This is a genomic window from Bacteriovorax sp. BSW11_IV (assembly GCF_000447755.1).
GTDB lineage: Bacteria > Bdellovibrionota > Bacteriovoracia > Bacteriovoracales > Bacteriovoracaceae > BSW11-IV.
The window spans coordinates 1-20,050 of sequence record NZ_AUNE01000022.1 but is presented as its reverse complement, the minus strand read 5'-3'; the positions used below and the strand labels follow the sequence as shown (position 1 = coordinate 20,050).

Here is a 20,050-nt window from a genome sequence, read left to right as displayed (position 1 = left end):
CTTATAGCCACGGTAAACATCATATACTTTGTTGACGTTTAGAACTTTTCTTGGAAGGTCTTGCTTAGGAACTTTCCTCCAGCTTTTATTGTCGTTCGACGCAAAAAATTGTCCGCAAAGCTTTCTAATATAAACAATATTTTTATGATCGACTTTATTATCTGTAATTGTCTGGTAGTGAAATTCAACAAGCTCACTCGAGTGATTAATCACTTTTGTAAGATCGATGATTACATCATTTTTTTCTTCATCAATTAAATATGTTCTCATAATTACATTCCCATCCTTCTAGCTTCAACACTGGCCAAAAGCTTGTAGAAGCGATCATGATCAAAATCAAGGGCCACTTTTTCTTGTGGGTTCTCATCTTTAATGAAGTTTGTTGTATATCTACCTTCCATAAAGTTTTCATTTCTCATAATAACTTTTAGAAGTGGAATATTTGTTTTTAATCCTTCTATAAATAGACCATCTAGTGCTGCTTCCATTTTGCGAATAGCAACGTCTCTTACGATACCCTTACAAATAAGCTTTCCTACCATTGGATCAAAGTCTGGAGTTACATCTAGATCTTTAAAAAGGCAGTGATCAAATCTTGTTCCTTGTGGGAAATTTGTATCAAAGCCAGTCACCTTTCCTGGAGAAGGAAGCATTGTAATTGGATCTTCAGCACAGATACGACATTCGATAGCATGTCCTGATCTTGTTATAAATTCTTGGTTAGGAATCATTAGATCATCACCAAGAGCAGACTGAATCATACAAACAATCAAATCAATTCCTGTAATTTCTTCTGTGATAGGGTGCTCAACCTGAATACGTGTGTTCATTTCAAGGAAGTAAAAATTCTTATCTTCACCCATAATGAACTCAACTGTACCCGCAGAGTCATAGTTAACTGCGCGAGCGAGCTTTACAGCTGTTTCACAAACACGTTGTCTGAGTTCTTCATCTTCACCAATAAATGGAGATGGTGCTTCTTCAACGATCTTTTGGTGACGACGTTGAATCGAACACTCTCTTTCAAAGAAGTGATAGATATTTCCTTTTTTATCAGCAAGAATTTGAACTTCAATATGATGAGGATTAACAATAAGTTTTTCTACAAGTAGATCACCATTGTTAAATGCGGCCAAAGACTCTCTACCAACAGCTTCAAAGTTCGCACGAACTTCAGCCTCATTGTTACAGGCCCTCATTCCACGACCACCACCACCAGCGACGGCCTTTAGAAGCACAGGGTAGCCAATTTCATTTGAAATTCTAACCGCTTCGTCAACTGTTGGAACCGCTGTATCAGTTCCTGGAACAGTTGGAACATTGGCCTTATTTGCAATTTGTTTTGAGATGGCCTTATCACCCATCAAACGAATAGCTTCAGTGTTAGGAGCAATGAAGATGACTCCTGCTTTATCTAATTCTCTAGCAAAGTCACTATTTTCAGATAAAAACCCATAACCAGGGTGAACAGCATCAACATTGTTCTCTTTGATAACTTGCAATAACTTTGGAACATTCAAATAAGTTTCTTTGTTATTACTTCCTTCTAAATGAATCCACTCATCACAAAATTGTAAGTGAGTTGCATGAACTTCATTATCAGTCCAAAGACCAATCGCCGTGTGTCCTAGTTCACGACAGGCCTTTGCAACACGAGTTGCGATCTCACCTCTATTGGCAATAAGAATTCTTCTCTTTTGATTTTTTGGTATTCTGATCATAATTGAATATTCCCGTGTTTACGCGCTGGAAGCTCAACTTTCTTATCTTTAAGAGCAACTAGGTATTCATAAACTCTTTGACGAGTTTCTTCTGGAAGAATAATTGAATCTAAGTAGCCTCTTTCAGCTGCTTTGTATGGATTAGCAAAATTCTTTTCATAAGCAGCTACGAGCTCTGCTTTTTTATCGTCGTATGCTTTTCCAGTTAAACCAGCTAGCTCATTTCTAAAAATAATATTTACTGCACCATCTGCACCCATTACTGCAATCTCAGCTGTTGGATAAGCTAGGTTGATATCAGCTCTAATATGTTTCGAGGCCATAACGTCATAAGCACCACCGTAAGACTTACGAGTGATAACTGTAATTAAAGGCACTGTCGCTTCAGAGTATGCATAAAGAAGTTTAGATCCATGCTTAATAATACCGCCGTACTCCTGAACTGTTCCTGGAAGGAATCCTGGAACGTCTACTAGAGTTAAAACTGGAATATCAAAAGCGTCACAGAATCTAATAAATCTTGCCGCTTTAGTAGATGCATCGATATCTAAAACACCTGCAAGAAATTGTGGTTGATTAGCAACGATACCAATTTTGATTCCACCAATTGAGGCGAATCCATTAATAATATTTTGAGCGTAGCCTTTGTGTACTTCTAAGAACTGACCATCATCAACGATATCAAAAATAATTTCTTTCATATCATATGGCTTCTTAGGATTGGCAGGAACAACTTCTTTAATTTTATTGTTATCTCTGTAAACAGGATCTGAAGTATATTTTAGTTTTTGTTTTCTGAAACATGATGCAGGCAAGTAAGACATAAGCTCTCTTACTCTCTCAAAGCAATCATCTTCATCAGTACACTTAAATTGAGCAACACCAGATTTCTCAGCGTGAGTAGTGGCCCCTCCAAGTTCTTCTTTTGTTACTTCTTCGTGAGTAACAGTCTTGATTACATCTGGACCAGTTACAAACATGTATGAAGTTTTATCAACCATGAAAATAAAATCTGTGATTGCTGGAGAATAAACAGCTCCACCAGCACAAGGACCCATGATTAATGAAATTTGTGGAATTACACCTGAACACTTAACGTTTCTGTAAAAGATTTCAGCGTATCCACCAAGTGCATCTACACCTTCTTGAATTCTAGCTCCACCTGAATCGTTAATACCAATTACTGGAATTCTATTTTCAAGCGCGAAGTCCATAATTTTACAAATTTTCTTTGCATGATATTCACCTAAAGCTCCACCCCAACAAGTAAAGTCTTGTGAATAAAGTGCAACTTTTTGACCGTTAATTGATGCGATACCAGTGATTACACCATCACCATCGTATGATTGTTTTTCCATTCCGAAATCAACACAACGATGAGTAACAAATTTATCAAACTCGATAAATGTACCTGGATCTATTAAACGTTCAATTCTTTCTCTTGCAGTATATTTACCTTGAGCATGTTGCTTTTCAATTCTGGCGCTTCCACCACCTAAATCCGCCTTTGCTCTTTTTTCAAGCAATAGGGCTCTCTTTTCCTCTAAAATTGGATCCATGATTTACCTCCGAAAGTAACGAGGTATTCTATCCTTTTGATCACTAGGAGACTGCACACACCGCAGCGTTGGAAGACGATTTTACCAATGAAAAAGGCCCCAGATCGGGGCCTTCAATTATAGTATGATTCTAATACTTTTTTATTCGCCAGCGGCCTTTTTAACTCGCTTATCAAGATCGTACTTTTCAACTTTCATGATTAAGCTCGCTCTCGAGATTCCAAGTTCTTTTGCAAGTTTTGATTTGTTGAAGTTACATCTTTTCAGACCCTCACGAATCATCATTGCTTCAAGTTCCTCAAGAGCATCTTTAAGCTTACCACTCATATTGATACCGCGGTTAGCAACAGCTGGTGCTGCACCGTGATCAAGAATTCGTTGTGACAGAAGATCTGGAGTGATCATCTTATCATCGCCTGCAAGTACAACGAGTCTTTCAACTTCGTTTTGCAGCTCACGTACGTTTCCTGGCCATGGATAATCAAGCATCTTCTCCATACATTTCTTAGAAAATTGCTTAATAGGCATTCCTGCTTCATCACATCTTTTCTTTAAGAAGTGATCCATAAGAACTGGAATATCTTCGTGTCTCTCTCTTAGTGAAGGAAGATTCACGTTGATAACGTTAATTCTATAGTAAAGATCTTCTCTGAACTCACCTTTTGCCATCATTGCTTTAAGATCTTTGTTCGTCGCTGCAAGAATTCTTACGTCAGTTCTTCTTGGAGCATCAGCACCAACTGGCATATATGTTCCTTCTTGAAGAACACGAAGAAGTTTTACCTGCATTGAAAGTGAAGTGTCCCCAATTTCATCTAGAAATAGTGTTCCACCATTGGCAGTTTCAAAGAAACCTTGCTTATCTTTAATCGCACCCGTGAAGGCACCTTTAACGTGACCAAATAATTCTGAGTCCAAAAGGTTATCGTTAAATGCAGAACAGTTTACAGCAAGAAACTGGCAATCTTTTCTTGGTGAGTAGTAGTGAACTGCTTTTGCAACAAGCTCTTTACCTGTACCATTCTCGCCATTAATTAGAACTGATGATTCTGAGTTTGAAATTTTCTCTAGAAGTTGATAAATCTTTTGCATCTGCTTCGATTTACCAATCATTGTATGGTAACGATATTTTGTTCCAAGCTCGCTGTTTAGGGCCTGAATTCTTTCTTCACGCTTAGAGATCTCAGTAGTAAATGTTTCAACTTCACCGGCAACAAGTTGAACAAGTTCTTCAAGATACTCTACATCAAAAGAAGAAAGTCTTTTCAGGTGAGCTACTGCGGATTTCGCATCAGCTTCAATAGCACCACATTCGACTAATTGTTTTACAATCTCTGATTCTTCATCGGCCGTAATTGTATTCAATACAAATGGATAGGCCATCACACAACCAAGGAATTCACCATCAATTACAACTTTAGTCGCAACACATTTAACATGTTTGAAAAATGAATCGAATACAAATGTCTTATCTTGTGATGTTTGTAGATGATCAGAAAATCTCTCGATATCCTGTGCAATAAAGTTATAACCATGGCTCAGTGCCATTTGAACTTTAAAGAAATGATTCTTAAAAACATAATCTTTTTCGATATGCTTACTTCTCATTTTATAGTGCATATCTGTATAAATAAGTTCTGTGCCGAACCACTTATCTAGAATCTCTTCTAGTTTTGAAATAACGTGAAGGTTACCCATTTCTTGCCAGTTAATCATCTGCATCTCCTTAATGCTAGTGTCCCTTTTGCAAGAGACACTTGATACAATCTGACTAACTTTTCGGCACTCTATGTTTAAAACTTAACGCTTTTTTGGATAGTGTGTTTATTTTTTCTACACAAATCGATTAATGAGTCTCGATTTTTTGAGGAATTGTGGAATCCTTAGACAAGTAATTGAGAATACGTGTCTTGTATGAATCCAATTTCCAGTCTTGTGGCCCAATAAACTTGTTTAAGTTCTTACCACTTGCCCCAAAAAGGTAAGTTTCTGGAACCTTTACGGTCCCAAACGTATTTAGAAGCTCACCCTTCTCGTCATGAACAACTTTAACATTCTCTGGAAGTTGACCAAAACGCTTTAAAAACTTTTTTATTTTCCCATTATCGTCATTAACAGCAAGTAGAATGACATTAATACCCATCTCTTTTAAATCTTTTGCTAGATCTAAAAATTCAGGAAGCTCAGCCTCACAAGGAGCACACCAAGTTCCCCAGAAATGCACAAGGGCACCTCTAGAGCCTGCAAAAATAGACTGCTGGTCTACTGTCTCATTTGTATAAACTTCGGTAAGAGAGAAGTTAGGAATGGCCTCTAAAATAGGATTGGCCGCAGACATACGATCAATTTCTGTGAACTTATTTTTTTCGTATAGAGAATATGCAAGAGTTAATGTGAATAGGACAACAATAGTTAAAATTTTAGAAGATGCAGACATGATAAATCAAAACTCCTTAAATAAAAAAAGACCGTTACTCCGAAAAGTAACGGTCTTCTTATAGTCTTGATTGCTTTAATTAGTCAACAAGTGCGATGTAAGCCATCTTCGCGTTGTCACCAACACGATTGTCTGCCATTCTCATGATTCTTGTGTAACCACCATTTCTTTCTTTGAATTTTGGTGCTACTTCAGTGAATAGAGTTTGAACAGCTGCTTTGTTGTTAAGTTTCTTGAAAGCAAGTCTTCTGTTTGCAACAGAATCAACTTTAGCAAGAGTGATTAGTTTTTCAACATAACCCTTAACAGCTTTTGCTCTAGTGTGAGTAGTCTTGATTTGCCCGTGATCGATGATTTCGATCGCAAGGTTTTTAATCATAGACCCTCTGTGAGATGGACTAACGCCTAATTTATATTTTTGTTTTTGATGTCTCATAAATTACTCCTACCTAAGGTTGCGGATTATTGTCCGTCTTCACCTTGGTTCTTTAAATCCTTCATGATGCTATCAACTTTCATTCCAAGGCCAAGTCCCATCTGAGTAAGGATTTCCTTAATCTCATTAAGTGACTTACGACCAAAGTTTTTAGTTCTAAGCATTTCACCTTCAGTTTTAGAAACAAGTTCGTAAATGTACTTGATATTAGCATTCTGTAGACAGTTTGCTGAACGTACAGAAAGCTCAAGTTCAGATACTGGTTTAAGAAGTGCGCTGTTAGCATTGCTTTGAACAGCAGCTGAAGTCTTAACTCCACCAGTTTCAACTCTTGCATGCTCTTCTTCATCTTCGAAGTTAAGGAATACTGCTAATTGATCTCTAAGAATTTTAGCTGAATAAGCTACAGCATCTTGAGGCTCAATACCTGCGTTAGTCCATACTTCAAGAGAAAGTTTATCGTAGTCAGTTCTCTTACCAACACGTGAGTTAGTTACTGTGTAATTAACTCTGTTTACTGGAGAGAAAAGTGTATCTACGTAAATCCATCCGATTGGAAGGTCATACTCTTCTTTGTTATCAAGTGCAGTTACATAACCCTTTCCTCTAGCTACTTTAAGTTCAATTTTAATTGAACCACCAGAAGACACGTTACAAATAACGTGATCAGGGTTAAGTACTTTAACATTTAAATGCTCGGCGATGTCCGAAGCCTTAACTGGACCTTCACCAACTTTCTCTAGTGTTAAAGTTACTTCTTCTTTATCTTTAATTTTAAAACGAACTTCTTTTAAGTTAAGGATGATTTCTGAAACTTCTTCCTTAACGTTGTTGATCGTTCCAAACTCGTGCTCAACACCGTCAATACGGATCGCTACAATACCAGCACCTTGAAGAGATGATAATAAAACTCTTCTAAGTGAGTTACCTAGAGTCTGTCCGTATCCTCTTTCAAGAGGCTTCGCTACGAACTTTCCATAGTTTTGTTTTAGCGTATCAGCATCAACTTCTAGAGCAACTGGTCTAATCAAGCTAGCCCAGTTTTTAGAAATAAACTTGTCCACAGATATCTCCTTAAATTGGTTTTATACTCTTCTTCTTTTTGGTGCACGACAACCATTATGAGGGATTGGAGACCTATCTGCAACAGAAGTTATCTTTAAACCAGCTTGGATAAGTGCACGGATAGCATTTTCTCTACCAGCACCAGGACCCTTTACCTTTACCTCAACAGTACTCATACCGTGTTCCATAGCTTTCTTAGCAGCTTCAACTGAAGCTGTCTGAGCAGCAAATGGAGTTGACTTCTTAGAACCTCTGAAACCCAATTGTCCAGCAGATGCCCAAGCAACAGCATTACCCTGCATATCTGTAAAAGTCACAATTGTGTTATTAAATGAACACTGAACGTGACAAATACCGTGTGTAATATTCTTTTTAATTTTTTTCTTAACTACTTTTTTTACCATAACGCTATCCTCTACCTCGCAAAATCATTACTTCATTTGCTTAATGGACTTCTTACCAGCGATCGCAGTCGCAGGTCCTTTTCTAGTCCTTGCATTAGTATGAGTTCTTTGACCTCTTACAGGAAGACCTTTTCTGTGTCTAATCCCTCTGTAACATCCAAGATCCTTCAAGCGTTTGATGTTAAGACCGATCTCTCTTCTAAGATCCCCTTCAACCAAATACTCAGTTTCAAGAATCTTACGAATGTTGTTCGCTTCTTCTTCCGTTAATTCATTTGAACTTTTGTGTGCGTCGATACCTGCTTTTAGCAGAACCTCTAAAGCAACTGAGTTACCTACTCCGTATAGTGAACGAAGAGCTACTCTCATTACTTTATTTCTAGGAATATCAACACCAAGAATTCTCGCCATAGCTACACTCCTAATTGTATGTTAATTTAGCCTTGTTTTTGTTTGTGCTTTGGAGAAGATTTACATACAACTCTTAGCACGCCTTTTCTTTTAATAACTTTGCAATCTTTACAGATTGGCTTTACGGATGCTCTAACTTTCATAACAACCTCTTACAATCAACTATTTACCCTTACTACGGTATGTAATTCTACCCTTAGATAAGTCGTATTTACTAATTTCTACTACTACCTTGTCCCCAGGAAGAATCTTAATGAAGTGCATTCTCATCTTTCCTGAGATGTGAGCGATAATACTGTGACCGTTTGGCAGCTTTACTCTAAACTTTGTGTTTGGCAAAAGCTCAGTAACTTCACCCTCAACTTCAATGACATCTTTCTCTGACATAGACAAACTAACCCATAATTAATTAGGCTTGTATATATGACTCAGGGCCATATTGCAAGCCAATATTTGATAAAAAAAATTAAAAAAATTCTAATCAATAAGCTTTTTCAAGTCTTCAAAAACAACATCCGCTGGCCTAGAAGCATCTAGCTCAACAAGTTGTGTTTTAGACTTGTAGTACTCGAGCACAGGTTCAATGGTTTTTTTGAAAACCTCGAGTCTGTTTCTTACAACTTCCTCTTTATCATCATCCCTGTGAATTAGATCCTCACCTGATACGTCGCATTTTCCATCGACTTTAGGCTTTCTTGTAAGTAAGTTGTAAATCTCTCCACTCTTTGGAGCGAGGCGACGATTTGTAATCCTTTCAATGATTTGCTCAAAATCAACTTTAAAGTAGATTGCTTTAGCAGGGATACCTTTTAAAACAAAATCTTCCAATAAAGCTGCCTGTTCACCATTTCTAGGAAACCCGTCAAAAATATAAACATTATTCGTTAAGTCACAATTTGCATTAAGTAGCTCTAGCACAACTTGATCATTTACAAGTTCACCAGCATCCATAATAGACTTTACTTTCTTTCCAAGCTCAGATGCTTTTGCAATCTCAGCTCTCAGAAGATCTCCTGTAGAGATATGTCCAAATCCAAACTCAGACACAAGCCTTTTGGCTTGCGTCCCTTTTCCAGAGCCCGGAGCTCCTAATAAAATCAATTGAGGCTTGCTCATTTTTATTAAAACCTTCTATTGCTTCCGTTGTACTTACCACGAGACTTATATGCATTCTCGTATCTGTCAGCAAACATAAAAGATTGAATATTCATCATTACTCTTACTGAAACAGATACCAGGATAAGCATTGCTGTTCCACCAAAGCGAGTATGACCGCCAGTAACCATATCTGGTGTAATACAAATGATTACAAGAAAGATGGCCCCGAAGAAAGAAAGTCTATTAAGTACTCTATCAAGATATTCTTTTGTTTTATCCCCTGGTCTGATTCCAGGAATAAAAGCATTATTCTTCTGAAGCATTTCTGCAATTTTCTTAGTCTTAAACTGAATTGGTGCATAGAAATAAGTCATATACACAATCAATAGACCAAAAAGTATATTAAACAGCATTTGTCCTGGATATAAAGACTGCTGAATAGTATCAAAATAAGGCTTAAGCGGACTTCCTGCCGGAATAAAGTTCGCAAAAGTTAGTGGCGCCATCAATAAAGATGAAGCCAAGATAGGAGGCATAACACCACCTGTATCAACTCTCATTGGAAGAGATTGAGTACCGCCATACACTCTGTTATGAACAACCCTCTTAGCATATTGTACTGGAATACTTCTAAATGATCTCTCGATGAAAGCCACAATAAAGAAAGAAACGACAATTACACCAAGGAAAACAAGTAGTGAAATACCACTTAATTCACCGTTTCTGTAAAGTGTAAGCTTTTGAATAATTTCAGATGGAAGCTCAACGGCGATACCTGCAAAAATAATTAGAGATACACCATTTTCAAGACCGAATTCAGTAATTCTTTCACCCAACCACAGAAGGAACATTGTCCCAGCTGCAAGCGTGATCATAGTAGTTAATCTAAAAACCATACCTGGCTCAGGAACTACTCTCATACTCCCATTAGTAACGAACCCTTCAAAAACAGCGGCCATACTGTATCCTTGAATACAGCACAGCACGACAGTCGCATATCGAGTCCATTTTTGGATTTTCTTGTTGCCTTCAGAGTCTTCTTGAAGCTCTTGGATTGAAGGAATTACTTCGCCTAAAAGACTGAAGATAATCGATGTCGTAATATAAGGCATAATCCCTAACGCTAGCACTGAGAACCTCTTAAAAGATCCACCAGTGAATGTGTTAAGAAGATCAAATAAGCCCGTACCCGACCCCTCAAAATAAGTTTTAATAGCAAGCGCATCTACACCAGGAACGGGTATTTGCGCTACCATTCTATAAACTACCAATAAAAGAAAAGTGTAAAAAATCTTCTTTTTTAGCTCTTCTAATTTTCCCTGAGCAGCTGACATTTAAAATCCTTTTTACTTAGTTTCGATTTTTCCACCATTTTTAGTAATGGCTTCTTCTGCACCTTTTGTGAACTTATCAATGTTAACAAAAGTTAATGCCTTTGCAAGCTCTCCAGAAGCAAGAATCTTAATAGATCTATGTCTATCTTGACCTTTTAGAAGACCTTTTTCACAAAGAGTCTCTCTAGAAACAACTTCTGAATCGAATTTTGCAGCAATTTGCCCAAGAGTAATTGTTGCATATTCTTCTTTATGTACAGCGTTAGAAAAACCTCTTTTCGGTAATCTCATATATAGTGGCATTGATCCACCCTCGAAACCAGTTCTTACGTGACCACTTTTTCTGGCCTTTTGACCTTTGTGACCTTTACCGGCTTGAGTACCTTGGCCAGAACCTTGTCCACGACCAATTCTCTTTGTATTCTTATGAGCACCTTTAGGGCTTTTTAAATTATTTAACGTAAGCATATTATCCTCTCAATAATCCGATCAGTTATTCTTTGATCTCTAGAAGGTGAATAACTTTCTTGATCATTCCTCTTACAGCAGGAGTGTTCTCAAGAGTCTTTGAAGTACCAGTCTTTCTAAGGCCAAGACCTCTAACCGTTGCCTTCACTTTATCAGTTGAAGCAATAGTACTTTTCTTAAGTGTTACAGTTATAGTTTTGCTAGTCATAATGCACCTTAACCTTTAATCCTTAAGCCCTTAACTTCTTTCCCTCTCACAGCTGCAACTTTATCAAGTGATCTTAAGTTCTTAAGAGCAGCAAAAGTAGCTTTTACGATATTGTGAGGGTTATTTCCTCTAAGTGACTTAGTAAGTACGTTAGTAATACCCGCAAGTTCCATGATTGAACGACAAGCTCCAGCGGCCTTAACCCCTGTACCTTCTCCTGCTGGTCTGAAAAGGATCTTACCAGCATCAAATTCACCTAGAACTTCGTGAGGGATTGTTCCATTATCAAGTGGTACAGAAATCATATTTTTCTGAGCAGCTTGAGTTGCTTTTCTGATAGCTTCAGGAACTTCTTTTGCTTTACCAAGGCCGTAACCAACGCGACCTTTCTTGTCACCAACGATCATAAGTGCAGAGAAAGAAAATCTTCTACCACCCTTAACAACTTTAGCAACACGGTTAACAGCAACAACTCTCTCTTCGATATCTGTTACTACTGCAGGAGCTTTCTTCTTTGCAGGAGCAGCGCCTTTTTTAGCTCTAGAAGTTTTCTTTTCAGAAGCTTCTACTACATTTTCGTTTTTTGTTTCTTCTGTCATAACAACCTCTTAAATTTTAATCCCGTTCTCTCTAGCTGAATCAACAAGAGCAGCAACTACACCGTGGAATCTATATCCGTTTCTGTCGAATACAGCGTTTGCGATGTTAGCAGCTTTTAATTTTTCAGCTACAGCAGCACCAACAACTTTTGCACCTTCAACATTACAAGCAGCTTTTACAGCTGTTTTTCCGTACGTTTGTACAGAAAACAATGTTTTAGAAGATACGTCGTCAATTGCTTGAACAGTTAAGTGCTTGTTAGACTTAAGAACACATAGTCTTGGCCTTTCAGCAGTTCCGTTAACTTTCTTTCTTAAAGCAAGTTTTCTTCTGTAACGTTTCGCTTCTGATTCGTTACCAATTTTTCCAAGTTTTTTTCTAATCATAAAATCTCCAACCCTAAGCTATTGCTATCCTCAGGCTAATTATTTCTTACCGCCAGATTTACCAGCTTTTCTAATAATTCTCTCTTCAAGATACTTAACACCTTTACCTTTATATGGCTCAGGCTCTCTGAAAGATCTAATTTTAGCAGCAACAAATCCCACTAGTTCTTTATCTGCACCAACAACTTCGATTTGGTTTTTATTTACCTTAGCTGTAACACCAACTGGTAAAGTAAAATCGATTGGGTGTGAGTATCCAAGGTTTAATGTGATTACGTTACCAGCTACAGCTGCCTTATAACCAACACCGTTGAACTCAAGAACTTTAGTGAAACCTGTAGAAACACCAGTAATCATGTTACTGATTAGTGTTCTAGCTGTTCCCCAGTTTGAACGAGAATTTTTTGACTCATCAACTGGTGTAACAACGATTTCATTGTTGTTTTTTTCGATCTTTACAGATTCGTTAAATTTATATTCAAGTTGTCCGTTTGGACCTTTAACAGAAACAAATGTTCCGTCAATCTTCACGTCAACTTTTTCAGGTACTACTACTGGCTGTTTTCCAATACGTGACATGGCAAATCTCCTACCAAACGTTACAGAGGACTTCTCCTCCAACCTTCTTCAGTCTAGCTTCTCTATCAGAAATAATTCCGTTAGAAGTAGAAAGAATCGAAGTCCCTAGACCTGAAATAACTCTAGAAACATCTCTATATCCTTTATATTGTCTCAAACCTGGAGTAGATACTCTCTTAAGACCAACAATCGCGTCTTCTTTTAAAAGAACTTTGATCGATATCTCATTTTGAGACTTAGCAATGATTTTAAAAGATCTGATATAACCTTCATCTTTTAAAACTTTGCAAATCCCTGCCTTAACTTTTGAAGCAGGAAATTCAACTCTATCGTGACCAGCACGGATAGCATTTCTAATTCTTGTTAGCATATCTGCTATTGGATCAGTCATCATAATTTTAGCTCCTAACTCTTACCAGCTTGATTTAGTTAAACCCGGAATTAGACCTTTAAGACCTAGTTCTCTTAGGGCAACCCTAGAAAGACCAAACTTTCTATAATAAGCACGTGATCTACCTGTTAAATTACAAAGGTTTCTTACTCTAATTTTTGAAGAGTTTCTTGGAAGCTTTTGTAGTTTCATTTGGGCTTCAAATTTTTGCTCATCTGAAGCATTCACGTCTTTAATTGTTTTACTTAGTTCAGCTCTAAGAGGAGCATATTTTGCAGCCAACTTAGCTCTTCTTTTGTTACTTTCAACTTTTGCTTTTCTAGCCATATATCAACCCCTTAGATTATTTACGGAAAGGCATTCCAAATTGAGCAAGTAGTTCTTTACCTTCTTCGTTATTCTTCGCAGTAGTAACGATAGAGATACCCATACCTCTTACTTTATCAATTTGATCGTAGTTAATTTCAGGGAAGATAATTTGCTCTTTAAGACCAAGAGTATAATTTCCTCTACCATCGAACCCTTTATCAGTAACACCTCTAAAGTCACGTACACGTGGTAGAGTGATGCTTACTAGTCTATCCAGGAATTCGTACATTCTCTCACCTCTAAGTGTTACACTTGCACCTAGTGGCATACCTTCTCTTACTTTGAAAGAAGCAATTGATTTTCTAGCTCTAGCAACTACTGGCTTTTGACCCGTGATTGCAGCAAGATCTTTAACGATTGCATCTACTACTTTTGCGTTAGTAACTGCGTCTTTTGTACAACAGTTAACAACAATCTTCTCTAGCTTAGGAATTTGGTGAACGTTTTTGAAACCAAATTTCGCTTGTAAAGCAGGAGCAATTTCTTTTTTATATTGTTCGCTTAATCTACTCATAATTAATCCTCTAGCTTATTAATTAAGAACTGAACCACAAGCAACGGCAACTCTTACGTTCTTTCCGTCTTTGTTTTCAATTCTGACTCTTGTAGCTTTTTTAGTCTTAGGACTTACTACGGCCACGTTGCTAATATGGATAGGTCTTTCAACTTCGAAAATTCCACCTTGTGGATTTTCTTGAGTAGGTTTTACAGCTTTCTTTACGATATTAACACCTTCAATCAAAACAGTGCTTTTCTTGAAATTAAGCTTTGCAACCTTCCCAGTCTTTCCCTTATCCTTTCCAGCGATTACTACAACTTCATCATTTAATTTTAACTTTTGCATAATTCACCTTACTTTATGGATTAAAGAACTTCCGGTGCTAAAGAACAGATCTTAGTAAAGTTTCTAGATCTTAACTCTCTCGCAACAGGTCCAAAAATACGTGTTCCTACTGGTTCATTGTTATTGTTAAGGATAACAACACTGTTGTTATCAAAAGCAATATAAGATCCATCTTCTCTTCTAATTGGATAAGATGTTCTTACGATAACTGCTTTCTTAACATCACCCTTCTTGATCTTTCCACCTGGAAGAGCTTGCTGTACAGCCACAACGATAATATCGCCTAAGCTAGCACTCATTCTTTTTGAACCACCAAGAACCTTGATACACTTAACTTCTTTAGCTCCGCTGTTATCAGCAACTTCGAGCTTTGTTTGCATCTGAATCATAGGTTTCTCCGATATATAATAAAATGCCCCTCTAATAGGGCTTGTTTAACAAAAAAACTATTAATTAACTTTGAAAAGTTCCCATTTCTTTAACTTAGAGTATGGTCTTGATTCGATGATAGTAACTTTATCACCTAGTTTAGCTGTTCCAGCTTCATCATGAGCATGATACTTCTTAGTTTTAGAAACGAATTTGTTGTAAATTGGGTGCTTGAATCTTCTAGCAACACTAACTACGATAGTTTTAGTGTTCTTATCAGAAACAACTTCTCCATTCAACTTTCTTTTAAACTTCTTTACAGCACTCATTACTTGTCACCCTTCACATTTTTTGCAGTTAACAGACGAGCAATATTTTTCTTCGCAATTTTAATGAAGTGAGGCTTTTCAAGGCCTGAAGTTGACTTAGCCATCTTCATATTGAAAAGCTCTTTTCTCAATTCACTTACTTTTGCGTCTACTTGCTTTGCGTCCCAACCCTTAATGTCTTCAAATTTCAACGTTTGCATCGCATCCTCGCATTAATTATTATTATTCAGCGTCTTCTCTTCTAATGATTCTTGTCTTAACAGGAAGCTTGTACATAGCTAATCTAAGAGCTTCTTTACTTAGTTCAACATCAGTGTGCTTGATTTCGAACATTACTCTTCCTGGCTTAATTACAGCAACCCATGCATCAGGAGAACCTTTCCCTTTACCCATACGAACCTCTGCAGGTTTTTTCGTAAGAACTTTATCTGGGAAGATCTTAATCCATACGTTACCACCACGCTTAATTTTACGCGTCATGGCGATACGAGCAGCTTCAATTTGACGGTTCGTTATATACCCACATGACGTAGCTTGTATAGCAAAATCTCCAAACGTGATAGTATTTCCACGGTTGGCCTTACCAGTCATTCTTCCTTTCTGGTGCTTACGCCATTTTACTTTCTTAGGACTTAGCATTTTAAACCTCGGCTTTTAAATTTCACCTAGTTACACATCTCATTTCGTGTAACAGATCTTATTTATAAATTTCACCCTTATAAACCCATACTTTAACACCGATAACACCGAATGTTGTATGAGCCTCTGCTGTGTTATAATCAATGTCAGCTCTTAGAGTGTGTAGAGGTACTTTTCTCTCTGCGTATCCTTCAGTTCTTGCCATTTCAGCTCCACCTAAACGACCAGCAGTTCTAACTTTAATACCTTTAACACCAGCTCTGAAAGCAGATTGCATAACTTTCTTCATTGCTCTTCTGAACGCAACCCTTTTCTCAAGTTGGCCAGCAATGTTTTCAGCAATAAGTTTTGCTTCAGCATCAGGTCTCTTAACTTCTGCAATATTAAAAATTAGTGTACCTTTAGTAAGTTTCTTAAGGTCATTTCTAATTTTTTCGATTCCAGCACCTTTCTTACCAATTGCTACACCTGGCTTCGCCGTGTAAACAGTAACCTTAACTTGGTCAGATGTTCTAGCGATGTCAGTTTTAGCAACTGCAGCGTTTTTCATGTTTTCTTCAATATACTTTCTGATTTGTAGATCTTCGTTCAAAGTTTGAGCATACTCATTCTTAGTAGCAAACCAGTTTGAATGCCAACCTTTGATGTATCCTAATCTAAAACCATAAGGGTGTACTTTTTGTCCCATGTGTCCCTTCCTATGCTTCTTTTAATTCAACTGTTACGTGACTAGTTCTTTTTCTAATTCTGTAAGCACGACCTTGAGCTCTAGGCATAATACGCTTTAGAGTCGGACCTTCATCAGCAAAAATCTTTGTGATTACTAGGTTGTCGATATCATACTTTTCAGAATCTGCAGCAATTGCAAGTCCACTATTAATAAGCTTCGTTAGCATTAGAGCGATCTCTTTCTTCTCACAGAATCTAAGAGTCTTCAAAGCTTCAGATGCTTTTTTATTGCGAACAAGATCACAAACTTGTCTTACTTTTCTTGGAGCTATTCCAATTTTTCTGTTTTTAACTGTAATGGCCATAGCGAGCCTCTCCTAAAATATAATTCTAATAATCTTATTTCTTAGACTTCTTATCAGCGCCGTGTCCCCAGAAAGTTCTTGTTAAAGCGAACTCACCTAGCTTGTGACCGATCATTTGATCTGTAACATAAACTGGGATGAATTTCTTTCCGTTGTGAACAGCAAAAGTAAGTCCGATAAACTCAGGTACAATTGTTGATCTTCTAGACCAAGTCTTGATTACCTTGTTACCTTTATTTCCTTCGTCTTGAAGAGAGATTGCTTTCTTCAGAAGGCTAATGTCTACGAATGGACCTTTTTTTAATGAACGGGCCATATATTTCTCCTAATTACTTTCTACGTTTTACGATAAACTTGTTAGTTCTCTTGTTCTTTCTAGTCTTGTAACCTCTAGTTGGCATACCCCATGGAGTCACAGGATGTCTACCACCAGATGTTCTACCCTCACCACCACCATGTGGGTGATCAACAGGGTTCATTACAACACCGCGAACAGTAGGTCTGATACCAAGTTTTCTTGTAGCACCAGCTTTTCCTAGGTTTCTCTTTTCGTGATCAAGGTTTCCGACTTGGCCAATAGTTGCTCTACAGTTAAGCTTAACTTTTCTAAGCTCTCCTGACGGCATTCTTAGAAGACATGAATCACCTTCTTTGGCCATTACTTGTACATAAGCACCAGCTGAACGAGCAATTTGTCCACCAGCACCTGGGTAAAGCTCAACGTTGTGAACTAATGTACCAACTGGGATATCTCCTAGTTGTTTTGAGTTTCCAACTTTAATATCGGCTTGAGCAGAAGAGATAACGGTGTCACCCACCTTCAAGCCAAGTGGTGCAAGAATATACTTCTTCTCACCATCCGCATACGCTAATAGAGCAATGTTACAAGTTCTGTTTGGATCGTAAGCGATCGCTTGAACTTTTGCAGGAACTTCAAGTTTATTTCTCTTGAAATCGATTACTCTATATCTTTGTTTTACACCGCCCCCTCTGTGACGAACAGTAATACGTCCAGTATTATTACGTCCAGCAGTTGACTTTTGCACTGAAATCAGTTTTTTAACTGGTTTTACGCCTTTTGTAAGCTCTTCACTAGTAACAACTTGCTTTTGTCTTAGTGAAGGAGTTGTAGGCTTAAACTTTTTGATACCCATGGTTATCCTCTTCTGCAATTATTAAGTTCTTATACACCCTTGAAGAATTCAATCTTTTGGCCTTCGCCTAATTGAACGTAAGCTTTCTTGATTTTAGATGTCTTAGAAACACCTTTTCCAGCTCTCTTCATTTTTCCTGGGGCAATATTAGTCTTAACATTAAGAACTTTAACGTTATAGAGTTTTTCAACAGCTTCTTTAATCTGGTTCTTGTTAGCTTTTAAGTTAACTACAAATCCAAATCTATTGAAAGTTTCATTAGCAACTGATGATTTCTCTGTGATCAATGGTTTTACAATTACTTCTTCTAGATGCATCATATTACACCAACTTGTTTAATAGGGTTTCTAATGCTTCTTTTTCAATAACTAGGTTTTCAAACTTCACTGCTTCATAAACACTGAAACCTTCAACTGCTAGACCTTTTGCATTTCTAATGTTTTTTACTGCTCTAAGAGCTAAGCTATCTTTGCTAGCAGTAACAACTAGTGCAGAAAGAAGACCTTTTCCATTTAGCATGTTAAATAGATCTTTTGTCTTACCAGTGCTTTCAATTGTTTCAACAACAGTAAGTTTCCCAGCTTGTAGCTTATCAGCAAGTACTGATTGAATAGCCTTCAAAGAAACTTTTTTGTTAACTTTTTGAGTATAGTCTCTTGGTTGTGGACCAAAAGCTGTACCCCCACCAACCATTAGTGGTGATCTTGTAGAACCTTGTCTAGCTCTACCTGTCCCTTTTTGCTTAAATGGCTTAATACCACCACCGCTTACGAGACCTTTAGTCTTAGTACATGCTGTTCCCTGTCTTCTTCCAGCAAGTGTTGCTTTAACAACTTGGTGAACAACAGGTACATTAATCACTTCAGCAGTTAGATCAACACCAGTAGAAAGTTTCCCTGCTGCTTCTAACTTTGAATTAAGTACTGTTATATCAGTCATTTTTAATTCCTCTCGTTAATTACTTTTTAAGCGCTTTCGCAATTCTTACAAAACCGTTCTTAGATCCAGGTACTGATCCCTTAAGAAGCATGTATCCTTTCTCTGTGTTAACTTCAACAACTTGAATGTTTTGAACAGTTTGATTCTTGTTACCCATTTGACCTGGCATTTTCTTGTTTTTCCAAACTCTTGCCGGAGTCGCGCGGTTACCAATAGATCCTGGTCTTCTGTGGAAGTGAGATCCGTGAGCCCCAGGTCCCCCTGCGAAGTTGTGACGCTTCATAACCCCTTGGAAACCTTTACCTTTCGTTGTTCCTGAAACATCTACATAAGATGCAGCAGCGAACTCAGAAACTGAAAGTTCTTTTCCAAGAGCTTCTGTAGAAACTGATCCAGATACTTGCACTTCTGCAAAGTCAACAAGATTAGCTTTAACATCAGCTTTCGCTAAATGTCCTTTAGTTGGTTTGTTAACAAGAACTTCTCTCTTCTCGTTGTAACCAATTTGGTAAGCTTCGTAACCGTCTTTTTCTACAGTTTTAACTTGCGTTACGAAGTTAGGAATGAGCTTAATAACAGTAACTGGCACATGGTTACCTTGCTCATCGAAAATCCTAGTCATTCCGGCTTTTACACCATAGAACGCTGGAAGATCAATTGTGTTGGAAGTCGCTGTAGCATTGCCTTGCTCTACAGCCTTATTTTCTTCGGCCATTCTACCTCCACAGCATCACTCTGCCCTCAGAGATGCATGCATGGTTAATATTCTTTTTTTTCAAGCCCTTAGGGCACTTGATTGGGTCTTTTTTAAAAAAATTTAGTACTTAATTTCTACATCTACACCAGCAGAAAGATCTAATTTCATTAGACTGTCTACTGTTTGCTGAGTTGGATCAACGATGTCAATTAGTCTCTTGTGAGTTCTCATCTCGAACTGCTCTCTAGACTTCTTATCAATGTGTGGTCCTCTTAGCACTGTAAATTTATTAACTTCAGTTGGCAAAGGAATTGGTCCAGCAACTCTTGCACCAGTTTCTTTAGCCGTTTGAACGATTTCCTTAACAGAATTGTCCAAAAGTTTGTGATCGTAAGCCTTAAGCTTGATTCTCAATCTTGACGCTTTCATTTTTATCCCTGTTCAAAAATTAACGCAGTTGAATAAGCGTTCTAAATTAGTTTTGGGCCCTTTGTCAAGAACTCCCTCAAATTTTTTTTGCTTTTTTCAATATGCATCAAAAAAGGAGGCGCTTTTGACGCCTCCCTATATAGTTTTTAC

General features: G+C 37.6%; 34 protein-coding genes. All 34 read right to left on the bottom strand.

All coding sequences use genetic code 11. From position 1 onward, the window contains the following. A partial coding sequence (locus M899_RS06240; protein ID WP_034728197.1) for a hypothetical protein occupies positions 1-270 on the bottom strand: 270 nt, incomplete at its 3' end. Between the two features lie 2 nt (positions 271-272). After that, positions 273-1,721, bottom strand: a complete 1,449-nt coding sequence (locus M899_RS06235; protein ID WP_021270567.1) for an acetyl-CoA carboxylase biotin carboxylase subunit — start codon at positions 1,719-1,721, stop codon at positions 273-275. Continuing rightward, the gene (locus M899_RS06230; protein ID WP_021270572.1) at positions 1,718-3,280 is read right to left on the bottom strand and encodes an acyl-CoA carboxylase subunit beta; all 1,563 of its coding nucleotides are present in this window, start codon (positions 3,278-3,280) and stop codon (positions 1,718-1,720) included. Before M899_RS06230 ends, M899_RS06235 begins: the two co-directional genes overlap by 4 nt. 141 nt (positions 3,281-3,421) lie before the next feature. After that, positions 3,422-4,996: a sigma-54 interaction domain-containing protein gene (locus M899_RS06225; RefSeq protein WP_021270551.1), complete on the bottom strand. Its 1,575-nt coding sequence runs from the start codon at positions 4,994-4,996 to the stop codon at positions 3,422-3,424. Between the two features lie 130 nt (positions 4,997-5,126). Next, a complete protein-coding gene (locus M899_RS06220; RefSeq protein ID WP_021270554.1) occupies positions 5,127-5,717 on the bottom strand; it encodes a TlpA family protein disulfide reductase in 591 nt (196 codons plus the stop codon). Between the two features lie 79 nt (positions 5,718-5,796). Next, positions 5,797-6,153, bottom strand: a complete 357-nt coding sequence (gene rplQ, locus M899_RS06215) for a 50S ribosomal protein L17 (protein WP_021270575.1) — start codon at positions 6,151-6,153, stop codon at positions 5,797-5,799. A gap of 26 nt (positions 6,154-6,179) precedes the next feature. Beyond that, a complete protein-coding gene (locus M899_RS06210; protein ID WP_021270576.1) occupies positions 6,180-7,217 on the bottom strand; it encodes a DNA-directed RNA polymerase subunit alpha in 1,038 nt (345 codons plus the stop codon). Positions 7,218-7,238: 21 nt separating this feature from the next. Further along, on the bottom strand, positions 7,239-7,622 hold the full coding sequence (gene rpsK, locus M899_RS06205) for a 30S ribosomal protein S11 (protein ID WP_021270549.1): 384 nt from the start codon (positions 7,620-7,622) through the stop codon (positions 7,239-7,241). A gap of 27 nt (positions 7,623-7,649) precedes the next feature. Continuing rightward, on the bottom strand, positions 7,650-8,033 hold the full coding sequence (gene rpsM / locus M899_RS06200; protein WP_021270571.1) for a 30S ribosomal protein S13: 384 nt from the start codon (positions 8,031-8,033) through the stop codon (positions 7,650-7,652). Between the two features lie 26 nt (positions 8,034-8,059). Further along, positions 8,060-8,176 (bottom strand): 50S ribosomal protein L36, encoded by a 117-nt coding sequence (rpmJ, locus tag M899_RS06195; RefSeq protein ID WP_021270552.1) that lies wholly within the window; start codon positions 8,174-8,176, stop codon positions 8,060-8,062. Between the two features lie 19 nt (positions 8,177-8,195). Continuing rightward, entirely contained in the window at positions 8,196-8,420 is a 225-nt protein-coding gene (gene infA, locus M899_RS06190; RefSeq protein WP_021270566.1) for a translation initiation factor IF-1, read from the bottom strand. 90 nt (positions 8,421-8,510) lie between these two features. After that, positions 8,511-9,149 (bottom strand): adenylate kinase family protein, encoded by a 639-nt coding sequence (locus tag M899_RS06185; RefSeq protein ID WP_021270557.1) that lies wholly within the window; start codon positions 9,147-9,149, stop codon positions 8,511-8,513. Between the two features lie 5 nt (positions 9,150-9,154). Further along, positions 9,155-10,465, bottom strand: a complete 1,311-nt coding sequence (gene secY / locus M899_RS06180) for a preprotein translocase subunit SecY (RefSeq protein ID WP_021270568.1) — start codon at positions 10,463-10,465, stop codon at positions 9,155-9,157. Positions 10,466-10,477: 12 nt separating this feature from the next. Continuing rightward, a complete protein-coding gene (rplO, locus tag M899_RS06175) occupies positions 10,478-10,933 on the bottom strand; it encodes a 50S ribosomal protein L15 (protein ID WP_021270574.1) in 456 nt (151 codons plus the stop codon). Between the two features lie 25 nt (positions 10,934-10,958). Continuing rightward, entirely contained in the window at positions 10,959-11,141 is a 183-nt protein-coding gene (gene rpmD / locus M899_RS06170) for a 50S ribosomal protein L30 (RefSeq protein ID WP_021270545.1), read from the bottom strand. Between the two features lie 8 nt (positions 11,142-11,149). Further along, entirely contained in the window at positions 11,150-11,740 is a 591-nt protein-coding gene (gene rpsE, locus M899_RS06165; protein WP_021270558.1) for a 30S ribosomal protein S5, read from the bottom strand. A gap of 9 nt (positions 11,741-11,749) precedes the next feature. Beyond that, entirely contained in the window at positions 11,750-12,127 is a 378-nt protein-coding gene (gene rplR, locus M899_RS06160) for a 50S ribosomal protein L18 (RefSeq protein WP_021270548.1), read from the bottom strand. A gap of 39 nt (positions 12,128-12,166) precedes the next feature. After that, the gene (gene rplF, locus M899_RS06155) at positions 12,167-12,706 is read right to left on the bottom strand and encodes a 50S ribosomal protein L6 (RefSeq protein ID WP_021270562.1); all 540 of its coding nucleotides are present in this window, start codon (positions 12,704-12,706) and stop codon (positions 12,167-12,169) included. Between the two features lie 10 nt (positions 12,707-12,716). Then, on the bottom strand, positions 12,717-13,097 hold the full coding sequence (gene rpsH, locus M899_RS06150) for a 30S ribosomal protein S8 (protein ID WP_052610320.1): 381 nt from the start codon (positions 13,095-13,097) through the stop codon (positions 12,717-12,719). A gap of 21 nt (positions 13,098-13,118) precedes the next feature. Continuing rightward, on the bottom strand, positions 13,119-13,424 hold the full coding sequence (gene rpsN, locus M899_RS06145) for a 30S ribosomal protein S14 (RefSeq protein ID WP_021270547.1): 306 nt from the start codon (positions 13,422-13,424) through the stop codon (positions 13,119-13,121). A 16-nt stretch (positions 13,425-13,440) separates the two neighbouring features. Next, positions 13,441-13,980 carry a 50S ribosomal protein L5 gene (gene rplE / locus M899_RS06140; RefSeq protein ID WP_021270573.1) on the bottom strand — a complete coding sequence of 180 codons (540 nt, stop codon included), beginning with the start codon at positions 13,978-13,980 and terminating at the stop codon, positions 13,441-13,443. A gap of 18 nt (positions 13,981-13,998) precedes the next feature. Beyond that, a complete protein-coding gene (gene rplX, locus M899_RS06135) occupies positions 13,999-14,310 on the bottom strand; it encodes a 50S ribosomal protein L24 (RefSeq protein ID WP_021270570.1) in 312 nt (103 codons plus the stop codon). Between the two features lie 20 nt (positions 14,311-14,330). Next, positions 14,331-14,699, bottom strand: coding sequence for a 50S ribosomal protein L14 (gene rplN, locus M899_RS06130; protein WP_021270577.1), 369 nt, complete (start codon positions 14,697-14,699; stop codon positions 14,331-14,333). Between the two features lie 60 nt (positions 14,700-14,759). Then, entirely contained in the window at positions 14,760-15,008 is a 249-nt protein-coding gene (gene rpsQ / locus M899_RS06125) for a 30S ribosomal protein S17 (protein ID WP_021270550.1), read from the bottom strand. After that, entirely contained in the window at positions 15,008-15,208 is a 201-nt protein-coding gene (rpmC, locus tag M899_RS06120; RefSeq protein ID WP_021270560.1) for a 50S ribosomal protein L29, read from the bottom strand. Before rpmC ends, rpsQ begins: the two co-directional genes overlap by 1 nt. Before the next feature lie 22 nt (positions 15,209-15,230). Continuing rightward, positions 15,231-15,647 (bottom strand): 50S ribosomal protein L16, encoded by a 417-nt coding sequence (rplP, locus tag M899_RS06115; RefSeq protein WP_021270563.1) that lies wholly within the window; start codon positions 15,645-15,647, stop codon positions 15,231-15,233. A 58-nt stretch (positions 15,648-15,705) separates the two neighbouring features. Then, positions 15,706-16,335 carry a 30S ribosomal protein S3 gene (gene rpsC, locus M899_RS06110; protein ID WP_021270555.1) on the bottom strand — a complete coding sequence of 210 codons (630 nt, stop codon included), beginning with the start codon at positions 16,333-16,335 and terminating at the stop codon, positions 15,706-15,708. 10 nt (positions 16,336-16,345) lie between these two features. Then, positions 16,346-16,681, bottom strand: a complete 336-nt coding sequence (rplV, locus tag M899_RS06105; protein ID WP_021270546.1) for a 50S ribosomal protein L22 — start codon at positions 16,679-16,681, stop codon at positions 16,346-16,348. 34 nt (positions 16,682-16,715) lie between these two features. After that, positions 16,716-16,997 (bottom strand): 30S ribosomal protein S19, encoded by a 282-nt coding sequence (gene rpsS / locus M899_RS06100; protein ID WP_021270565.1) that lies wholly within the window; start codon positions 16,995-16,997, stop codon positions 16,716-16,718. Between the two features lie 13 nt (positions 16,998-17,010). After that, the gene (rplB, locus tag M899_RS06095) at positions 17,011-17,835 is read right to left on the bottom strand and encodes a 50S ribosomal protein L2 (protein WP_021270556.1); all 825 of its coding nucleotides are present in this window, start codon (positions 17,833-17,835) and stop codon (positions 17,011-17,013) included. 29 nt (positions 17,836-17,864) lie between these two features. Then, a complete protein-coding gene (gene rplW, locus M899_RS06090) occupies positions 17,865-18,155 on the bottom strand; it encodes a 50S ribosomal protein L23 (RefSeq protein WP_196801740.1) in 291 nt (96 codons plus the stop codon). A gap of 1 nt (position 18,156) precedes the next feature. Next, positions 18,157-18,774 carry a 50S ribosomal protein L4 gene (gene rplD / locus M899_RS06085; protein ID WP_021270569.1) on the bottom strand — a complete coding sequence of 206 codons (618 nt, stop codon included), beginning with the start codon at positions 18,772-18,774 and terminating at the stop codon, positions 18,157-18,159. Between the two features lie 19 nt (positions 18,775-18,793). Next, positions 18,794-19,489 carry a 50S ribosomal protein L3 gene (rplC, locus tag M899_RS06080; protein WP_021270553.1) on the bottom strand — a complete coding sequence of 232 codons (696 nt, stop codon included), beginning with the start codon at positions 19,487-19,489 and terminating at the stop codon, positions 18,794-18,796. Between the two features lie 102 nt (positions 19,490-19,591). Next, a complete protein-coding gene (rpsJ, locus tag M899_RS06075; RefSeq protein ID WP_021270564.1) occupies positions 19,592-19,900 on the bottom strand; it encodes a 30S ribosomal protein S10 in 309 nt (102 codons plus the stop codon). Between the last annotated feature and the right edge of the window lie 150 nt (positions 19,901-20,050).

Bases quoted from the DNA above. Each gene is read 5' to 3' on its own strand.
- secY (WP_021270568.1), bottom strand. From the start codon at position 10,465: ATGTCAGCTGCTCAGGGAAAATTAGAAGAGCTAAAAAAGAAGATTTTT.
- rplW (WP_196801740.1), bottom strand. From the start codon at position 18,155: ATGATGCATCTAGAAGAAGTAATTGTAAAACCATTGATCACAGAGAAA.
- rplX (WP_021270570.1), bottom strand. From the start codon at position 14,310: ATGCAAAAGTTAAAATTAAATGATGAAGTTGTAGTAATCGCTGGAAAG.
- rplF (WP_021270562.1), bottom strand. From the start codon at position 12,706: ATGTCACGTATTGGAAAACAGCCAGTAGTAGTACCTGAAAAAGTTGAC.
- M899_RS06185 (WP_021270557.1), bottom strand. From the start codon at position 9,149: ATGAGCAAGCCTCAATTGATTTTATTAGGAGCTCCGGGCTCTGGAAAA.
- rpmD (WP_021270545.1), bottom strand. From the start codon at position 11,141: ATGACTAGCAAAACTATAACTGTAACACTTAAGAAAAGTACTATTGCT.
- rpsS (WP_021270565.1), bottom strand. From the start codon at position 16,997: ATGGCCCGTTCATTAAAAAAAGGTCCATTCGTAGACATTAGCCTTCTG.
- M899_RS06235 (WP_021270567.1), bottom strand. From the start codon at position 1,721: ATGATCAGAATACCAAAAAATCAAAAGAGAAGAATTCTTATTGCCAAT.
- rpsH (WP_052610320.1), bottom strand. From the start codon at position 13,097: ATGACTGATCCAATAGCAGATATGCTAACAAGAATTAGAAATGCTATC.
- rplV (WP_021270546.1), bottom strand. From the start codon at position 16,681: ATGGCCATTACAGTTAAAAACAGAAAAATTGGAATAGCTCCAAGAAAA.
- rplB (WP_021270556.1), bottom strand. From the start codon at position 17,835: ATGGGTATCAAAAAGTTTAAGCCTACAACTCCTTCACTAAGACAAAAG.
- rpmC (WP_021270560.1), bottom strand. From the start codon at position 15,208: ATGCAAACGTTGAAATTTGAAGACATTAAGGGTTGGGACGCAAAGCAA.
- infA (WP_021270566.1), bottom strand. From the start codon at position 8,420: ATGTCAGAGAAAGATGTCATTGAAGTTGAGGGTGAAGTTACTGAGCTT.
- rplE (WP_021270573.1), bottom strand. From the start codon at position 13,980: ATGAGTAGATTAAGCGAACAATATAAAAAAGAAATTGCTCCTGCTTTA.
- rpsC (WP_021270555.1), bottom strand. From the start codon at position 16,335: ATGGGACAAAAAGTACACCCTTATGGTTTTAGATTAGGATACATCAAA.
- rpsM (WP_021270571.1), bottom strand. From the start codon at position 8,033: ATGGCGAGAATTCTTGGTGTTGATATTCCTAGAAATAAAGTAATGAGA.
- rpsQ (WP_021270550.1), bottom strand. From the start codon at position 15,008: ATGAGTGCTGTAAAGAAGTTTAAAAGAAAGTTGAATGGAGAAGTTGTT.
- rplN (WP_021270577.1), bottom strand. From the start codon at position 14,699: ATGATTCAGATGCAAACAAAGCTCGAAGTTGCTGATAACAGCGGAGCT.
- rplR (WP_021270548.1), bottom strand. From the start codon at position 12,127: ATGATTAGAAAAAAACTTGGAAAAATTGGTAACGAATCAGAAGCGAAA.
- rplC (WP_021270553.1), bottom strand. From the start codon at position 19,489: ATGGCCGAAGAAAATAAGGCTGTAGAGCAAGGCAATGCTACAGCGACT.
- M899_RS06220 (WP_021270554.1), bottom strand. From the start codon at position 5,717: ATGTCTGCATCTTCTAAAATTTTAACTATTGTTGTCCTATTCACATTA.
- rplO (WP_021270574.1), bottom strand. From the start codon at position 10,933: ATGCTTACGTTAAATAATTTAAAAAGCCCTAAAGGTGCTCATAAGAAT.
- rpsN (WP_021270547.1), bottom strand. From the start codon at position 13,424: ATGGCTAGAAAAGCAAAAGTTGAAAGTAACAAAAGAAGAGCTAAGTTG.
- M899_RS06225 (WP_021270551.1), bottom strand. From the start codon at position 4,996: ATGATTAACTGGCAAGAAATGGGTAACCTTCACGTTATTTCAAAACTA.
- M899_RS06230 (WP_021270572.1), bottom strand. From the start codon at position 3,280: ATGGATCCAATTTTAGAGGAAAAGAGAGCCCTATTGCTTGAAAAAAGA.
- rplD (WP_021270569.1), bottom strand. From the start codon at position 18,774: ATGACTGATATAACAGTACTTAATTCAAAGTTAGAAGCAGCAGGGAAA.
- rpsE (WP_021270558.1), bottom strand. From the start codon at position 11,740: ATGACAGAAGAAACAAAAAACGAAAATGTAGTAGAAGCTTCTGAAAAG.
- rpsJ (WP_021270564.1), bottom strand. From the start codon at position 19,900: ATGAAAGCGTCAAGATTGAGAATCAAGCTTAAGGCTTACGATCACAAA.
- rpsK (WP_021270549.1), bottom strand. From the start codon at position 7,622: ATGGTAAAAAAAGTAGTTAAGAAAAAAATTAAAAAGAATATTACACAC.
- rplP (WP_021270563.1), bottom strand. From the start codon at position 15,647: ATGCTAAGTCCTAAGAAAGTAAAATGGCGTAAGCACCAGAAAGGAAGA.
- rpmJ (WP_021270552.1), bottom strand. From the start codon at position 8,176: ATGAAAGTTAGAGCATCCGTAAAGCCAATCTGTAAAGATTGCAAAGTT.
- rplQ (WP_021270575.1), bottom strand. From the start codon at position 6,153: ATGAGACATCAAAAACAAAAATATAAATTAGGCGTTAGTCCATCTCAC.